The sequence below is a fragment of the Streptomyces sp. SDr-06 genome, assembly GCF_003324565.1.
In the GTDB taxonomy this organism is placed as follows: Bacteria; Actinomycetota; Actinomycetes; order Streptomycetales; family Streptomycetaceae; genus Streptomyces.
Map to the genome: position 1 here is coordinate 408,648 of NZ_QOLA01000001.1, position 13,192 is coordinate 421,839.

The 13,192-nt window shown below is 72.0% G+C and carries 14 protein-coding genes; 10 read left to right on the forward strand and 4 right to left on the reverse strand.

The window, feature by feature from the left end:
* Positions 1 to 5 precede the first annotated feature (5 nt).
* Complete coding sequence (locus tag DT019_RS01835; RefSeq protein WP_223279261.1) at positions 6 to 425, reverse strand: nuclear transport factor 2 family protein; 420 nt, start codon at positions 423 to 425, stop codon at positions 6 to 8.
* Between the two features lie 100 nt (positions 426 to 525).
* Here DT019_RS01835 and DT019_RS01840 point away from each other — a divergent pair, with 100 nt between their 5' ends.
* From DT019_RS01840 to DT019_RS01860, 5 genes are all read left to right on the forward strand, one after another.
* Positions 526 to 1,101 carry a TetR/AcrR family transcriptional regulator gene (locus DT019_RS01840; RefSeq protein ID WP_223279262.1) on the forward strand — a complete coding sequence of 192 codons (576 nt, stop codon included), beginning with the start codon at positions 526 to 528 and terminating at the stop codon, positions 1,099 to 1,101.
* A gap of 142 nt (positions 1,102 to 1,243) precedes the next feature.
* Entirely contained in the window at positions 1,244 to 1,450 is a 207-nt protein-coding gene (locus DT019_RS01845) for a hypothetical protein (protein WP_114034765.1), read from the forward strand.
* Between the two features lie 168 nt (positions 1,451 to 1,618).
* Entirely contained in the window at positions 1,619 to 3,163 is a 1,545-nt protein-coding gene (locus tag DT019_RS01850) for a carboxylesterase/lipase family protein (RefSeq protein ID WP_114034766.1), read from the forward strand.
* Positions 3,164 to 3,286: 123 nt separating this feature from the next.
* Positions 3,287 to 4,801, forward strand: coding sequence for an MFS transporter (locus DT019_RS01855; protein WP_114034767.1), 1,515 nt, complete (start codon positions 3,287 to 3,289; stop codon positions 4,799 to 4,801).
* 325 nt (positions 4,802 to 5,126) lie between these two features.
* On the forward strand, positions 5,127 to 6,080 hold the full coding sequence (locus tag DT019_RS01860) for an NAD-dependent epimerase/dehydratase family protein (RefSeq protein ID WP_114034768.1): 954 nt from the start codon (positions 5,127 to 5,129) through the stop codon (positions 6,078 to 6,080).
* 14 nt (positions 6,081 to 6,094) lie between these two features.
* Here DT019_RS01860 and DT019_RS01865 read toward each other — a convergent pair whose 3' ends face one another.
* Entirely contained in the window at positions 6,095 to 6,511 is a 417-nt protein-coding gene (locus DT019_RS01865) for an organic hydroperoxide resistance protein (protein ID WP_114034769.1), read from the reverse strand.
* Between the two features lie 136 nt (positions 6,512 to 6,647).
* Here DT019_RS01865 and DT019_RS01870 point away from each other — a divergent pair, with 136 nt between their 5' ends.
* The 4 genes from DT019_RS01870 to DT019_RS01885 all read left to right on the forward strand — a co-directional run bounded on the left by DT019_RS01870 (position 6,648) and on the right by DT019_RS01885 (position 9,070).
* Positions 6,648 to 7,154, forward strand: coding sequence for a MarR family winged helix-turn-helix transcriptional regulator (locus DT019_RS01870; RefSeq protein ID WP_114034770.1), 507 nt, complete (start codon positions 6,648 to 6,650; stop codon positions 7,152 to 7,154).
* A gap of 122 nt (positions 7,155 to 7,276) precedes the next feature.
* Complete coding sequence (locus tag DT019_RS01875; protein ID WP_114034771.1) at positions 7,277 to 8,017, forward strand: SDR family NAD(P)-dependent oxidoreductase; 741 nt, start codon at positions 7,277 to 7,279, stop codon at positions 8,015 to 8,017.
* A gap of 58 nt (positions 8,018 to 8,075) precedes the next feature.
* Positions 8,076 to 8,522 (forward strand): hypothetical protein, encoded by a 447-nt coding sequence (locus tag DT019_RS01880; RefSeq protein ID WP_114034772.1) that lies wholly within the window; start codon positions 8,076 to 8,078, stop codon positions 8,520 to 8,522.
* Between the two features lie 80 nt (positions 8,523 to 8,602).
* Complete coding sequence (locus DT019_RS01885) at positions 8,603 to 9,070, forward strand: hypothetical protein (RefSeq protein WP_223279263.1); 468 nt, start codon at positions 8,603 to 8,605, stop codon at positions 9,068 to 9,070.
* A 33-nt stretch (positions 9,071 to 9,103) separates the two neighbouring features.
* Here DT019_RS01885 and DT019_RS01890 read toward each other — a convergent pair whose 3' ends face one another.
* Complete coding sequence (locus DT019_RS01890; RefSeq protein WP_223279264.1) at positions 9,104 to 10,138, reverse strand: methyltransferase; 1,035 nt, start codon at positions 10,136 to 10,138, stop codon at positions 9,104 to 9,106.
* A 229-nt stretch (positions 10,139 to 10,367) separates the two neighbouring features.
* Here DT019_RS01890 and DT019_RS01895 point away from each other — a divergent pair, with 229 nt between their 5' ends.
* Positions 10,368 to 10,754 (forward strand): PPOX class F420-dependent oxidoreductase, encoded by a 387-nt coding sequence (locus DT019_RS01895; protein ID WP_114034774.1) that lies wholly within the window; start codon positions 10,368 to 10,370, stop codon positions 10,752 to 10,754.
* Positions 10,755 to 10,762: 8 nt separating this feature from the next.
* Here DT019_RS01895 and DT019_RS01900 read toward each other — a convergent pair whose 3' ends face one another.
* A complete protein-coding gene (locus DT019_RS01900; RefSeq protein ID WP_114034775.1) occupies positions 10,763 to 12,982 on the reverse strand; it encodes an RICIN domain-containing protein in 2,220 nt (739 codons plus the stop codon).
* Between the last annotated feature and the right edge of the window lie 210 nt (positions 12,983 to 13,192).

The window sequence follows — 13,192 nt, forward strand, 5'->3', positions numbered from 1 at the left end:
CGGGGTCAGCGCAGCCGGCGGTCCGCCTCGTCGATGGGCACGTCGTTGATACTGGCCTCGCGGCGGCGCATCAGCCCGGCGTCGTCGAACTCCCACTGCTCGTTGCCATGGCTGCGCCACCACTGGTCCTGCGCGTCGCGGCACTCGTACACGAACCGCACCGAGATGCGGTTGCCGGTGTACGACCACAGCTCCTTGCGGAGCCGGTAGTCCAGCTCGCGCCGCCACTTCTCGGCGAGGAAGGCACGGATCTCCGCGCGGCCGGTCAGGAACCGGTCACGGTTGCGCCACTGCGAGTCCTCGGTATAGGCGAGGGCGACCCGCTCGGGGTCCCGCGCGTTCCAGGCGTCCTCGGCGGCCTGCACCTTGGCGCGGGCGCTCTCCTCGGTGAACGGGGGCAGGGGCGGGCGTACGTCGGCGGTCACGGCGGCTCCGATCGGATCGGCGAAGGGGGAGAACGAACGTTCTCCATCCGGTTCCGTACCGTAGAGAACGCCCGTTCTCCGCGCAAGTAATAATGGCGTCATGAGTCAGACAGGTGGCGTGATGGACGACGGCGAGGCACGGGCCCGGCTGCTCGACGCGGCGGACGCGCTCTTCTACACGTACGGGGTGCAGGCGGTCGGGATGGACCGCATCCGCGCCGAGTCCCGGGTACCGCTGAAGCGTCTCTACCGGCTCTTCCCCGCGAAGGAGGCGCTCGTCGCCGCCTATCTCGACCGCCACGACCAGCGCTGGACGGCCGGGCTGCGGCGTCATGTGGAGGCCGCGCCCGCCCAGCCGCGCGAGCGGGTGCTCGCGGTCTTCGACTGGCTGGCCGAGTGGTTCGCCGAGCCCGCCTTCCGGGGCTGCGCCTTCCTCAACGCCCTCGGCGAGCTGGGCGAGACCCCGGCGGCGGTGAACGACGTCGCCCGCCGCCACAGGGCGGAGCTCCTGCGGATCCTGACCGGGCTGGCCACCGCCGAAGGCTCCCCCGCGCTCGGGGACCAGCTGATGATCCTCGTCGAGGGCGCCACGGCCGTCGCGGCCCTCGACCGCGGCCCGGCCCCGGCCCACCGGGCCCGCTCCATGGCCGAGACGCTCCTGGACGCCGGGCACTGAGCGCGGAGCGGCACGCTCTCACCTTCGGCAGGTGTTCCGCATGCGTCGGCGTGGTACCGGTGACAGTGTCGAATCGCCGGGGCGTACCCGGCGTCCGCGGCCGGGCGGCCGGGCGCGGCCCGACACGGATGAGGAGTCACCAGTGCGCCATCGCATCGTTGCCGAAAGACTTCCCGACGGCGACATCCTCAAGGAGTGGCACATGGTCCGCGGCGACGAGGAACGGGCCATGTGCGGACGCGACTTGGCACAGAACGCGGAGGAACTGCCCGACGAGGCCTGGGGTACGGACCGTGCCCACCCCTTCTGTCACACCTGCGGCGCGCTCTACCTGCGCGAGGTGCCCTAGCCCGGCCGCGGCGGGCGGCCGTCGAACCGCCCGCCACCGGTCCGCGCCCGTCTGCAACCATCCTGTCCCGCTGGGGAGTTGAGGCCGCGGCGCAGCACGACGCCCCCGACCGGGCGTCCCCTTCCCGGCTCCGTATCGTGGAGACACGCTGCCGAGAAGGGACATCGCATGACCGAACCCACGCTCGCCCCCGAGGTCCGCACGACGTCCGGAACCGTCCGCGGCCGCATGGCGGACGGCATGGCCGTCTTCCGCGGCGTCCCGTTCGCCGAGCCGCCGGTCGGCCCCCTCCACCTGGCCCCGCCCGTGCCCGCCCGGCCGTGGGACGGTGTCCGCGAGGCGCTCGCGTTCGGCCCCACTCCCCCGCAGTCGCTGGCCCTGGGATTCAGCGCCGGCCCCGAGAACGCGGGGGCCTCGCAGGAGTGGCTCACGGTCAATGTGTGGACCCCCGATCCGGCCGGTGCGGCCCGGCTTCCGGTCCTGGTGTGGATCTACGGCGGGGCCTACCTGGTCGGGTCCTCGGACGGACCCACCTACGACGGCACGGCACTGGCCCGCCGGGGAACGGTCGTCGTCACGTTCAACCACCGGGTGGGCGCCGAGGGCTACGGCCATTTCGAGGGCGCGGTGCCCAACCGGGCGCTGCTCGACCAGGTCGCCGCCCTGGAGTGGGTGCGGGACAACATCGCGGGGTTCGGCGGCGACCCCGACCGGGTGACCGTCTTCGGCGAATCCGCCGGGGCGGGGGCGATCGCCGCGCTGCTCGCGATGCCGAGGGCCGCCGGACTGTTCCACCGCGCCGTGGCCCAGAGCGTTCCGGGCACGTTCTTCAGCGCGGCGCTGGCCGCGGACGTCGGTGCGAGCGTGGCCGCCGAGCTCGGCCTGCCGGCCACCCTGGAGGCGCTGGCCCCCGTCGCACCCCTGGCCCTGCGGGACGCGGCGGACGCGGTGCTCGGCAAGATCACCCAGTACGGGGCGCGTTGGGGGCTGATCTCCCATGCCCATCTGCCGTTCGCGCCGGTGGTCGACGGCGAGGTCCTGCCGTGTACGCCGTGGGAGGCCCTCCGCTCGGGCCGGGGCCGCGACCCAGAACTCATCACGGGGCACACCCGCGACGAGGCCCGGCTGTTCACGGTCGTGGCGGGCCGCTACGGGAAGGTCACCCGGGAGGAGGCCGACACCACCCTGGCCCGGTTCGCTCCCGGCCCCGACGGCGCGGCCGCCTACCGGGCCGCCCACCCGCAGGCCGACCCGACCACGATGCGGGACCTCGTCATGTCCGACTGGCTGTTCCGGATGCCGAGCCTCCGGCTGGCCGAGGCGCACGCGATGGGCGGCGGCACCACGTACGCCTATGAACTCGCCTGGCCCGCGCCCGGGTTGGGCGGCGCGCTGGGGGCCTGCCACGGTCTGGACGTGCCCCTGGTGTTCGCCACCCTGCACGGCGGAATCGCCACGCTCCTGTTCGGCGAGGAACCCCCGGCCGAGGCCCGGGCCGTGTCGGACGCCATGGGCCGGGCATGGACCGACTTCGCGGCGCACGGCGACCCGGGCTGGGCCCGCTACCGCACCGGCGAGCGGCTGACCCGGGTGTACGACACCGAGCCGAGCACCGTGCCGTACCCGCAGGAGACCTCCCGCAGGATCTGGGCCCAACACGACTTCGCGCCGCTGGAATTGACGGCCGACCCCGATTACCTGCCCACGGCCTGAGCGCCCCCGGGCGCGCCGCACGGACTCAGGTCCGACGGCGAGCGGGTGATTGCGGGGAATATGTCCGGTGACCGCCGGGTACTCGCGTCCGGCAGGTGCGGTGGCGGCGGCAGGAGGCAGCTCATGAGCAGTGCGGCACAGGACACCGGGCCGGGCCCGCGAACCATCACGACGGCGGTGCCGTCGAGACTGGACCGGCTGCCCTGGTCGCGCTGGCACTGGATGATCGTGATCGGCCTCGGCACCGTGTGGATCCTGGACGGGCTGGAGGTCACGGTCGTCGGGAACATCGCGAGCCGGCTCTCGGAGCACGGCAGCGGGCTCGCGATCACCGACGCCCAGGTCACCGGCCTGGGCGCGGCCCTGTATGTGGCGGGGGCCTGCTCGGGGGCGCTGTTCTTCGGGTGGCTGACCGACCGGTTCGGGCGCAAGAAGCTGTTCCTGGTCACCCTCGCCGTGTACCTCGCGGCCACCGCGATGACCGCGCTGTCGTTCTCCGCGTGGTGGTTCTTCCTGTTCCGTTTCCTGACGGGCTTCGGCATCGGCGGCGAGTACGCGGCCATCAACTCCGCCATCGACGAGCTGATCCCGAGCAAGTACCGCGGCCGGGTGGACCTCATCATCAACGGCAGCTACTGGCTCGGCGCGATGGGCGGGGCGCTGCTCTCCGTGCTCGCACTCAACACCGACCTCCTGCCGAAGAACATCGGCTGGCGGCTCACCTTCGCCCTGGGCGTCGTGCTCGGTCTGGTCATCCTGCTGGTGCGGCGGCACGTTCCGGAGAGCCCGCGGTGGATGTTCATCCACGGCCGCGAGGAAGGTGCGGAGCAGCTGCTCGACGACGTGGAGCGGCAGGTCGAGGAGCAGACCGGCGAGCCCCTGCCGCCCCCGGGACGGTCGATCACCATCGAGCAGCGCGAGAGCGTGGGCTTCCTCGAGATCGCGCGCACGCTGTTCCACGCCTACCCCAAGCGCGCGGTGCTCGGCTTCGCCCTGTTCATCGGACAGGCCTTCCTCTACAACGCGATCACCTTCGGCTTCAGCTCGATCCTGGTGAAGTTCTTCGCCGTGTCGAGCGGCACCACCGGCTATTTCTTCGCCGTGATCGCCTTCGGCAACTTCCTGGGACCCCTGACGCTGGGCAAGCTCTTCGACACGGTCGGACGGCGCCGCATGATCGCCGGGACCTATGTGCTGTCGGGGCTGCTGCTCTTCGTGACGGCGTGGCTCTTCGCCCAGGCGTGGCTCAACGCGGCCACGATGACGGCGTGTTGGTGTGTGGTGCTGTTCTTCGCGTCGGCGGGCGCCAGTTCCGCGTACCTCACCGTGAGCGAGATCTTCCCGATGGAGACCCGCGCGATGGCGATCGCGTTCTTCTACGCCATCGGTACGGCCGCGGGCGGCATCTCGGGGCCGCTGGTCTTCTCCGCGCTGACGTCCAGCGGAGTGGTCGGCGACGCCGTCATCGCCTTCAGCATCGGCGCCGCGCTGATGACGGCGGCCGGAGTGGTGGCCGCGTTCCTCGCGGTCGACGCCGAGGGCAGGTCCCTGGAGGACATCGCCGCCCCGCTCTCCGCCCGGCTCGCCGCGGCTACCGAGAACGCGGCACCGACACCGCCCGGCGCGCCGGCCGCGTAAACGCTCGGCGCCGGGCGTTGCTCCGCGCGTGAAGTCCGGGGCGCAGGAGGCCCGGCGACCCGGGGCGCCCCGTGGGAGCCGGGCCGCCTTACGCTCGCGGTCCGGTTCGGCCCCGCGCCCCCGCCCCCGGGAAAGGCCGCGAAGAGAGGCGGCCCGAGGCGCTGGGCTGCCGTGATGCAGCGGCCGGCCCGAATCCCCGAGAACAGCCCCTTCAACAACCCTCGTTATTGCATGAGCACACGCTCGCGTTAGAGTCTCTAACTAACGGCACTGCACATAACACGCCGGGCGGCCTCGGCATGCCCGGCCGATGAGGGGATTCGACATGTCGCACACCGAGAGCAACCTCCACGTGGTCCTCGGCTCGGGCCCGGCGGGAACGGCCGTCGCCACCGAGCTCGCACGCCGCGGCCACCCGGTGCGGCTCGTCGACCGGTCCGGAACGGGCCCTGAGATAGCCGGAGTCGACCGGATGCGGGGCGACGTCGCGACGGCCGAGGGAGCGGCGGCGGCCGTCCGAGGCGCCGGGGTCGTCTACCACTGCGTCAACGTGGCCTACCACCTCCAGATCGAGGTCATGCCGCGCATCCAGCGGGCCGTGCTCGGCGCGGTGGAGGCGGCGGGCGCGCGCCTGGTCGTGCTGGACACGCTGTACCCGTACGGCGAGACCCACGGCGAGGTCATGACCGAGGACACCCCGTGGCGCGCCACCGCCCTCAAGGGCCGGATGCGGGCGGAGCTCGACGAGAGGTACCTGGCCGCACATCGCGAGGCGCGCACGTCGGTCGTCCTCGGCCGGTCCGCCGACTTCGTCGGCCCCGGCGTCCTCAACTCGACGCTCGGCGCGGCCGTCTTCCCCGGGGCCCTGACCGGCTCCGAAGTGCTGACCCTGGGCGACATCGACCTGCGGCACAGCTACACCGACATCCGCTCGGTGGCCGCCGGGCTCGCCACCCTGGGCGAGAGCCCGCACGGCGACGGCCGCGTATGGCACCTTCCCACCGCGCCCGCGCTCACCACCCGCGCGGTGCTGCACATGATCGAGGAGCGCGTCGGGCGCCCTCTGAAGATCGTCACGCTCGACGAACCCCGCCCCTTCGGGCCGTTCGACCAGGTCTTCATGGACGCGTACGCCGAGATGTTCTACCAGCACACCGAGCCGCAGATCGTGGACTCGGGCGCCTTCGAGGCCGCGTTCCGCACCCGGCCGCCGTCGATGGCCGAGACGCTCGACGCCACCCTGGCCTGGTACCGCGGCCTTCTGGCCAAGCGCGCCTGACCCGGTGCCGGTCCCTACTCGATGACGATCTCGAACGGGATGTTGCCGCGGGTCGCCTTCGAGTACGGGCAGGCCGCGTGGGTGAGCTCGACGAGCTTCTCGCCGGTCTCGCCCTCGAGGTGGTCGGGGAGCTCGACGCGCATGACCACGCCGATGCCGAAGCCGCCGTCGGCGGGGTCCTTGCCTATGCCGACCTCGGCCGTCACCGAGACGTCCTTGACGTCGAGCTTCAGCTGACGGGCGACGGAGCCCATCGCGCTGGCGAAGCAGGCCGCGTACCCGGCGGCGAAGAGCTGCTCAGGGTTGGTGCCCTGGCCGTTGCCCCCGAGGGCCGCCGGGAAGGCGAGCGGCAGGTCCAGCTGACCGTCGGAGCTGACGGTGCGACCCTCGCGGCCGTTGGCGGTCGCCACTGCGGTGTAGAGCGCGTCCATGGGATCGGTTCCTCTCGTGTCCGTCCGTACGGGGCCCGGTGCGGCTCCGTACGGGGCAGCCTCGGCTGCCCGGAACCAACTCAAGCACACAATTAAGTTGTGCACAACTGAATGGTGCGCATGTTAGCCTGGACCCATGGAGACCACGCCCCCCGCCCGCCCGCACGACGAGGACTATCTGCGGCTCGACCTCCAGCTCTGCTTCTCGCTGCACGCGGCCTCGCGCGCCTTCAACGGGGTCTACCGCACCCTGCTCAAGGACCTCGGGCTCACGTATCCGCAGTACCTCGTGATGCTGACGCTCTGGGAGCACGGTGAGCTGCCCGTCAAGGCCATCGGCGAGCGCCTGCGGCTCGACTCGGGGACGCTGTCGCCGCTGCTCAAGCGCCTCGAATCGGCGGGCTTCGTCGAGCGCCACCGCAGCCGCGCGGACGAGCGGTCCGTCACCGTCCGCCTCACGGACCAGGGCACGGCGCTGCGCGAGCGCGCGCTGGCCGTTCCGCACCACATCGCGCGGGCCGTCAACCTCCCCCCGGAGGACTTCCACACCCTGCGCACCCTGCTGGCCACCCTGACCGAGGGCCTCGACGCCGCGGGGACGTCGCCGGCACCCTCCGACGAGGCCGCCTGCGCCGAGGGGTGAGCGCGGTGCCCGGCCCGGCCGGCCCCCGCGCACCCGTGACCCGCTCTCGGGGATCCGTCGCGCGTGCGGTAGGACTTGGCGTGTCGTAAGACGCACCAACCAGCAAGCGCGGGAGGCAGCACGTGTCACGTCCGGTCACCATCGTCACAGGCGGCAGTCGGGGAATCGGGGCGGCGATCTGCGCCCGGCTGGCGGGCGACGGGCACGATCTCGCTGTCGGATACGTCAGCAACAGCGCGGCCGCCGAGGATGTGGCCGAGGCCGCCCGGTCGGCGGGCGTGCGCTGTGTGACCGTGCGGGCCGACACGTCCCAGGAGGCCGACGTGGAGCGGCTGTTCGACACGGCCGCCGCCGAACTTGGTCCGGTGACCGGCCTGGTCAACAACGCGGGTGTCACCGGTCCGCTCGGTCCGCTCGCCGACTCCCGCACCGGGGACCTGCGCCGCGTGATCGACGTGAACCTCGTCGGCCCGCTGCTCTGCTGCCGCCGGGCCGCCCGCGACATGGCCGCGCACGGTGGTGGCGCCATCGTCAACATCTCCTCGGCGGCGGCCACGCTCGGCGGCCCCGGCGACTACGTCCACTACGCCGCCTCCAAGGCGGCCGTCGACGCGCTCACCATCGGCCTGTCCAAGGAGCTCGGCCAGGACGGCATCCGGGTCAACGCGGTCGCGCCCGGCATCATCGACACCGAGATGCACGCCACGATGGGCGACCCCGAGCGTCCGGCCAGGATGGCCGGCGCCATTCCGCTCGGCCGCCCCGGACAGGCTCCGGAGGTCGCCGCCGCCGTGGCGTGGCTGCTCTCCCCCGACGCCTCGTACACCACCGGCGCGGTCCTGAGGGTCTCCGGCGGCCGGTGACCCCGGCTCGACACCGTGCGCATGCGGCCAGCATGCTAGCCCCTCAGGGAGGTGGGCGATGACCGGGGACCAGGCGACGGGGCCGTTCGAGCCCGCCACCGGGGACGGGCCCGAGGCCGTCGGCGCGGACCGCGAAGCCGCCGTGCGCACCGCCTTCGAGGGGCTGCTGCACATCCGCCGGGTCCTCGACGCCACGGGCCCGGCGCAGTGGGAGCGGCTCCAGCCGGTGCGGGCGGTCGCGCTCACCCTGGAGGCGGCCGGCATCGAACCGTCCGCCGTCGGGCCCCAGGGCGAGCGGTGCGCGACCGGCTATCGGGTCAGCGCCGGCGACCAGGCGGCCGCCGTACGGGTCGAATGGCTGGGGCCGCCCGGCAGCGGCGCCGAGTACGCGGCGAACGAGGCGCTCCGGCGGTGCGCCGCCGCGCTGCGGCCGCTGGGGTGGGTGGCGCTCGAATACCGCGGGCCACGGCGCCACCACTACCTCGAAGTCGAACCGGCCCGGTGAGACGGGGCCGGTTCGCGGACCCGTGCCGCTGCCGCTAGAGTCCCATGTCTGTTCGAATGTTCGGGGACCACGGGGGACGTGTGAGCGCACAACTACGGGACACGGCAGGCGAGTTGGGGATGCTGCTGTGGCGGGAGCACACCCTGTACCGCGAACGCTCGGGCAGCGTCGTCATCCGCGGGGCCCATGTCGAGCGCTGGATCAGCCTCTCCCCCACCGGCGGCCGGGACCAGGTGCTGATCCGCGCGGGCCGGATCCTCGACGGCGGAACCACCGCCCCGGCCCGCTCGGAAGCGGTGGCGAGCCTCGCCCTTGGCACCGCCGAACTCGCCACCGTCTGCCGGAGGCTGCTCGCCGACACCGCCGCGGGTCCCGCTCCTCGTCAGGAGCGGCGAAGATCCGGCAGAGCGAAGAAGGCGAAGGCGGCCGGGCGGACGAGGAAGCCGGTGCGAGGCAGTCGCCACACCGGCCTCCTGTCCTGGCTGATCATCCTGGCGGTGGCGGCCGTCGTCGCCGTGTACGTGCGCAACCTGGCCCTCTGGCTGTGAGCATCCGGGGGCCCGGCGCTCGTCCGGGCCGTTTCACACCGCTTCCGCCTCGATGATCGAGGGCAGCGACGGGGTGGGCAGGACGCGGTTGAGCCTGAATCCCGAGCGGGCGAGCAGGTCCTCGAACTCAGGGGCCGTCCGCTCCCGCCCCTTCACCAGCATCAACATGATGATGTCCAGCTCCACGGCGGGATGTGGGGCGCCGTTGTCGGGCAGCACGGCGTCGATCACCAGGAGGCGCTTGCCCGGGCCCGCGGCCCTGCGGACCGCGCCCAGGATGCGCAGGCAGTCCTCGTCGTTCCAGTCGTGCAGGATGTGCTTGAGCAGGTAGAGGTCACCGCCGGCCGGTACCTCCGAGAAGAAGTCGCCGCCCGCGACACTCCAGCGGCCGCGGACCTCCGGCACGTCGAGCAGATGGTCGGCCACGGTCTCCGGCTGGTCGAAGAGCACACCGGTCAGGGCGGGTTCACGGCCGAGCACCGCCCGCAGGAACCCGCCCCGGCCACCGCCCACGTCGACGACGGTCCCGCTGCCGGGAAACGCGTAGCTCTCCGCGAGGAGCTCGGCGCCCCGCCCCGAGAGGGAGGCCATGCCCTCGTCGAACAGCTCCCGGTCGGCGGGCGAAGCGGCGAGATGGGTGAAGAACGGGACACCGTAGGCGACTTCGAAGGACGTCGTCCCGGTCCGCAGCGTGTCCGTGATTCCGGTGGCGGCCCGTCGGAACATCTCGTCCGTGGTCAACAGGGCCATCGGGTGCTGCGAGCCGGGCACGTCCGTCCGCAGTTGCTCACCCGCCTCGGTCAGCGCGAAGGCGCCCTTGTCGTCCAGCGTGAAGAGCCCGTGCATCGCGAGCACGCGCAGGACGCGCCGCAGCGACGTCGCGTGCAGACCGGCGCTCGCGGCGAGTTCCCCGGCCGTGCGGGGACCGTCGGCCAGGAGGTCGGGGATGCGGTGCACGGCCACCGCCCGGACGGACGCCGAGTACACATGGCCGTAAAGGAGTTGGTTCAGCGGGGAGGGGGTGAAGGGGTCCATGGGGTCGATCGGTTGACCCGGGCTGGTCGACAACGGTCCGCTCCTGTCGTCACGGGATGCCTCTGTCACCGCAAAGGCTCGCCTTCCCATCGTGACAGCGCGCGTCGCGCCGGGGCCGTCTTTCGCGGGGGTGCGCAGGCGTCAAGCCGCCTTCAGGACACGAACCGCCAAGGCGGCGCCCCGGTGGCACGGTCCTGACGTCGTCGGCGCCCACCTGCTACAAAGGGCTCCCACCCGCTTCAAGCACCCCGAGGACGGCGCCATGAAGGCCGACACACTGGACCGGCTCGGCGCCGGTAAGTACCTGCTCGTCACCACCTACAAGAAGGACGGCACGGGCGTCGCCACGCCGGTGTGGGTGGTGCGTGACAGCGACGCCCTGCTGATCTGGACGGTGGCCGACTCCGGGAAGGTCAAGCGCATCCGCAACCGGCCCGAGGTGCTGGCCGGCCCCTGCGACGTGCGCGGCAACCCCACCGGCGAACAGCACCCGGCCACGGCGGTGATCTGCGATGCCGCCGCCACCGACGCCTGCCGGGCGCTGCTGCGCCGCAAGTACGGGATCCTCGGACGGCTCACCCTGCTCGGCAGCCGGCTGCGGCGCGGCACGAGCGGAACGGTGGCCGTCCGGATCACCCTCGACGACTGACCGGCTCCTTACGGCCCGGACACGAGGTTGGCCACATTGCTCGCGGAGTTGGAGGGGCCTCCGCTGTTGTTGATGACATGACTGATGGTGCCGGTGCCTCCGAGGGAGACCGTCACCATGTCGTGGAAGCGGACCCCGGGGGCGGTGGGCGCCTCGAAGGCCCGGTCGGCCACCACCGACGGGTCGGCGCTGAAGTAGCAGTAGCTGCCAAGACCCCAGGCCTCGTGGCTGGTCACACCGTCGGCGACCTTGTACGCGTCGTAGCCGCGCGTCGAGCCGTTCATCCAGGCCGCCTGGCCGGGCGGGTCGTAGGGCATCTCGTTCTGGAAGAAGTAGGTGCGTCCGCCGTTTCCGTTCCAGATGACCTGGTGCTGCTGGTAGTGCTCGACGAACAGGCCGTACATCGTGACGTCCGTGCCGTTGACGACCAGCCCGTTGGCGGCGGTGTTGCTGGTCCAGCCGACGCCGCTGCCGTGGTCGGCGCGCCACAGCCACATGTGGTCGCCGATGACGTCGGAACTGTTGACGACGAGGCTCTGGGTGGCCCTGCCGACACCGGCTCCGCCGACACGGAAGAACACGTCGTGCAGCGAGATGGGGTCGGCGCTGTGCCGGGCGGACGCCCCGGACCGGCCCACCCGCATCAGCGTCTGCGAGTTGACGGGACCCGCGTCGATGAGGAGACCGGCGATGTTCACACCGTCGACGTCTGCCACGTCCATCGCGGTGATGCCGTTGTCCGGGACGAGGGTGGCGAGTCCGAGGCCGAGCACCACGGTGTCCGCCCGGGTGACGTTCAGGGTCTGGTCGAGGTGGTAGACGCCGGGTGTGAACAGCAGGTTCTTGCCGTGCGCGAGTGCCTGGTTGATGTCGGCGGCGGTGGCGCCCGGCTTCACGACGAAGAAGGAGTCGATCCCGAGGGAACTGCCCGGCCGGCTGCCGCCCGACCAGGTCGTGCCCTCGGTGTTGGTGCGCGTGGCCGGGACGAACACCTGGTAGGCGCCCGCGCCGTCCACGTACAGGAAGGGCTTCTCGCGGGTCACCGGTGACTGGGCGACCGTGGTGTAGGGCGGGTGGGGGAAGGTGTTGGCGGGGGCGTTGACGTCGCCGACGAACACCATGTTCCAGTTGGCGCCGCTCCAGCTCCCCCACTGGGTGTTGCGCGAGAGCCACTGCTGCTGCGAGCCGGAGCGCACCTGTCCGTCGATCTTCGAGTCGGCGATGAAGCCGCCGCTGGACCATCCTCCGTCGTCGAGCTGGAGGTCACCGCGTACGTGCATGCGGCGGTAGGGGGCCGCTTGTGAGACGGCCCAACGGTCGCTGCCGCCGGTGGGGTTGACGGAGAGGTTCTCGGCGGAGCGCCAGAAGTTCTGCGTCGCGTTGCCCTGGAACCAGTCGGCTTCGGCGTGGACGGCCCCGTTGATGGTGACGTCGTCCGGGGAGAGGCCGAGCCCGGCGACCTGGGTGTAGAAGCCGACGTTGGCGTCGGCGCTGTAGGTGCCCGGCTTGAAGAGCAGGGCGTAGCGCTGGGCGCCGAACTGGTTCTTCTCCTGCTGGGCGAAGACCTGGTTGAGCCGGGACTGGATGGACGACGCGGACATCGAGGGGTCGAAGACGGTGACGTTCGGTCCGAAGTCCGGTGTTCCGGCCGGGGGTTGGGGCCCAGCGGCCGCGTCCAGGCTGAAGGACTGGGCCGCCGTGCCGTTGCAGGCGTACTGCTGGACGCGGGCGCCGTCGGCCGTGGAGGCACCCGGCACATCGAGGCACTTGCCGCTGTTGCGGTTGACGAAGTGGTAGGTGCCGCCCGTCTCTTGGACCGGCAGCCACTGCTGGTTGGCGCCACCGCCGTACGACCACAGCTGGACGGGCGCGGCATCGGCGGTGGAGACGTCCGTGACGTCCCATGCCTTGCTCGGGTCGTTGCGGTTGTTCACGCGCACATAGCCGTCTCCCGTCGGCTGGAACTGCCACTGCTGTGCGGTGGTCGCGTTGCAGGCGTACTGCTGGACCGCCGTGCCGTCGGTGGTGTGGCCGGCGGCCGCGTCCACGCACTTGCCGCTGTGCCGGGCCGCCACGGTGACCCACCCCGTGGGCAAGGTGGCGGCCCGCGCCGCGGGGGCGAGCGCCGTCGCCGAGACGAGGGAGGCGAGCAGGGCGCCCAGAGCGAGCAGTGGGGTGGGAGGGGTGCCGCGGCGCGGGGCGCGCGGGGAGGTGGGGGTCGTTCTCATACGTCTCTCCTGTACCGCGTGATGCACGGGGTAAGTGGGGGGGTGTACGGGAGGAGTTACGAGGGAGTGGAGGGCGTCTTCAGTGACGCGAGGGGCTCACGGCTTTCTTCAAGGTGTGAAGTTATGAGGCCCCCGTGGACCCGTCAAGAGTTCAGGTGGAGAAGAAGTCCGGGTGCGCGAGGCGGGTGGCTGGTAGCTTGACGCGTCCGG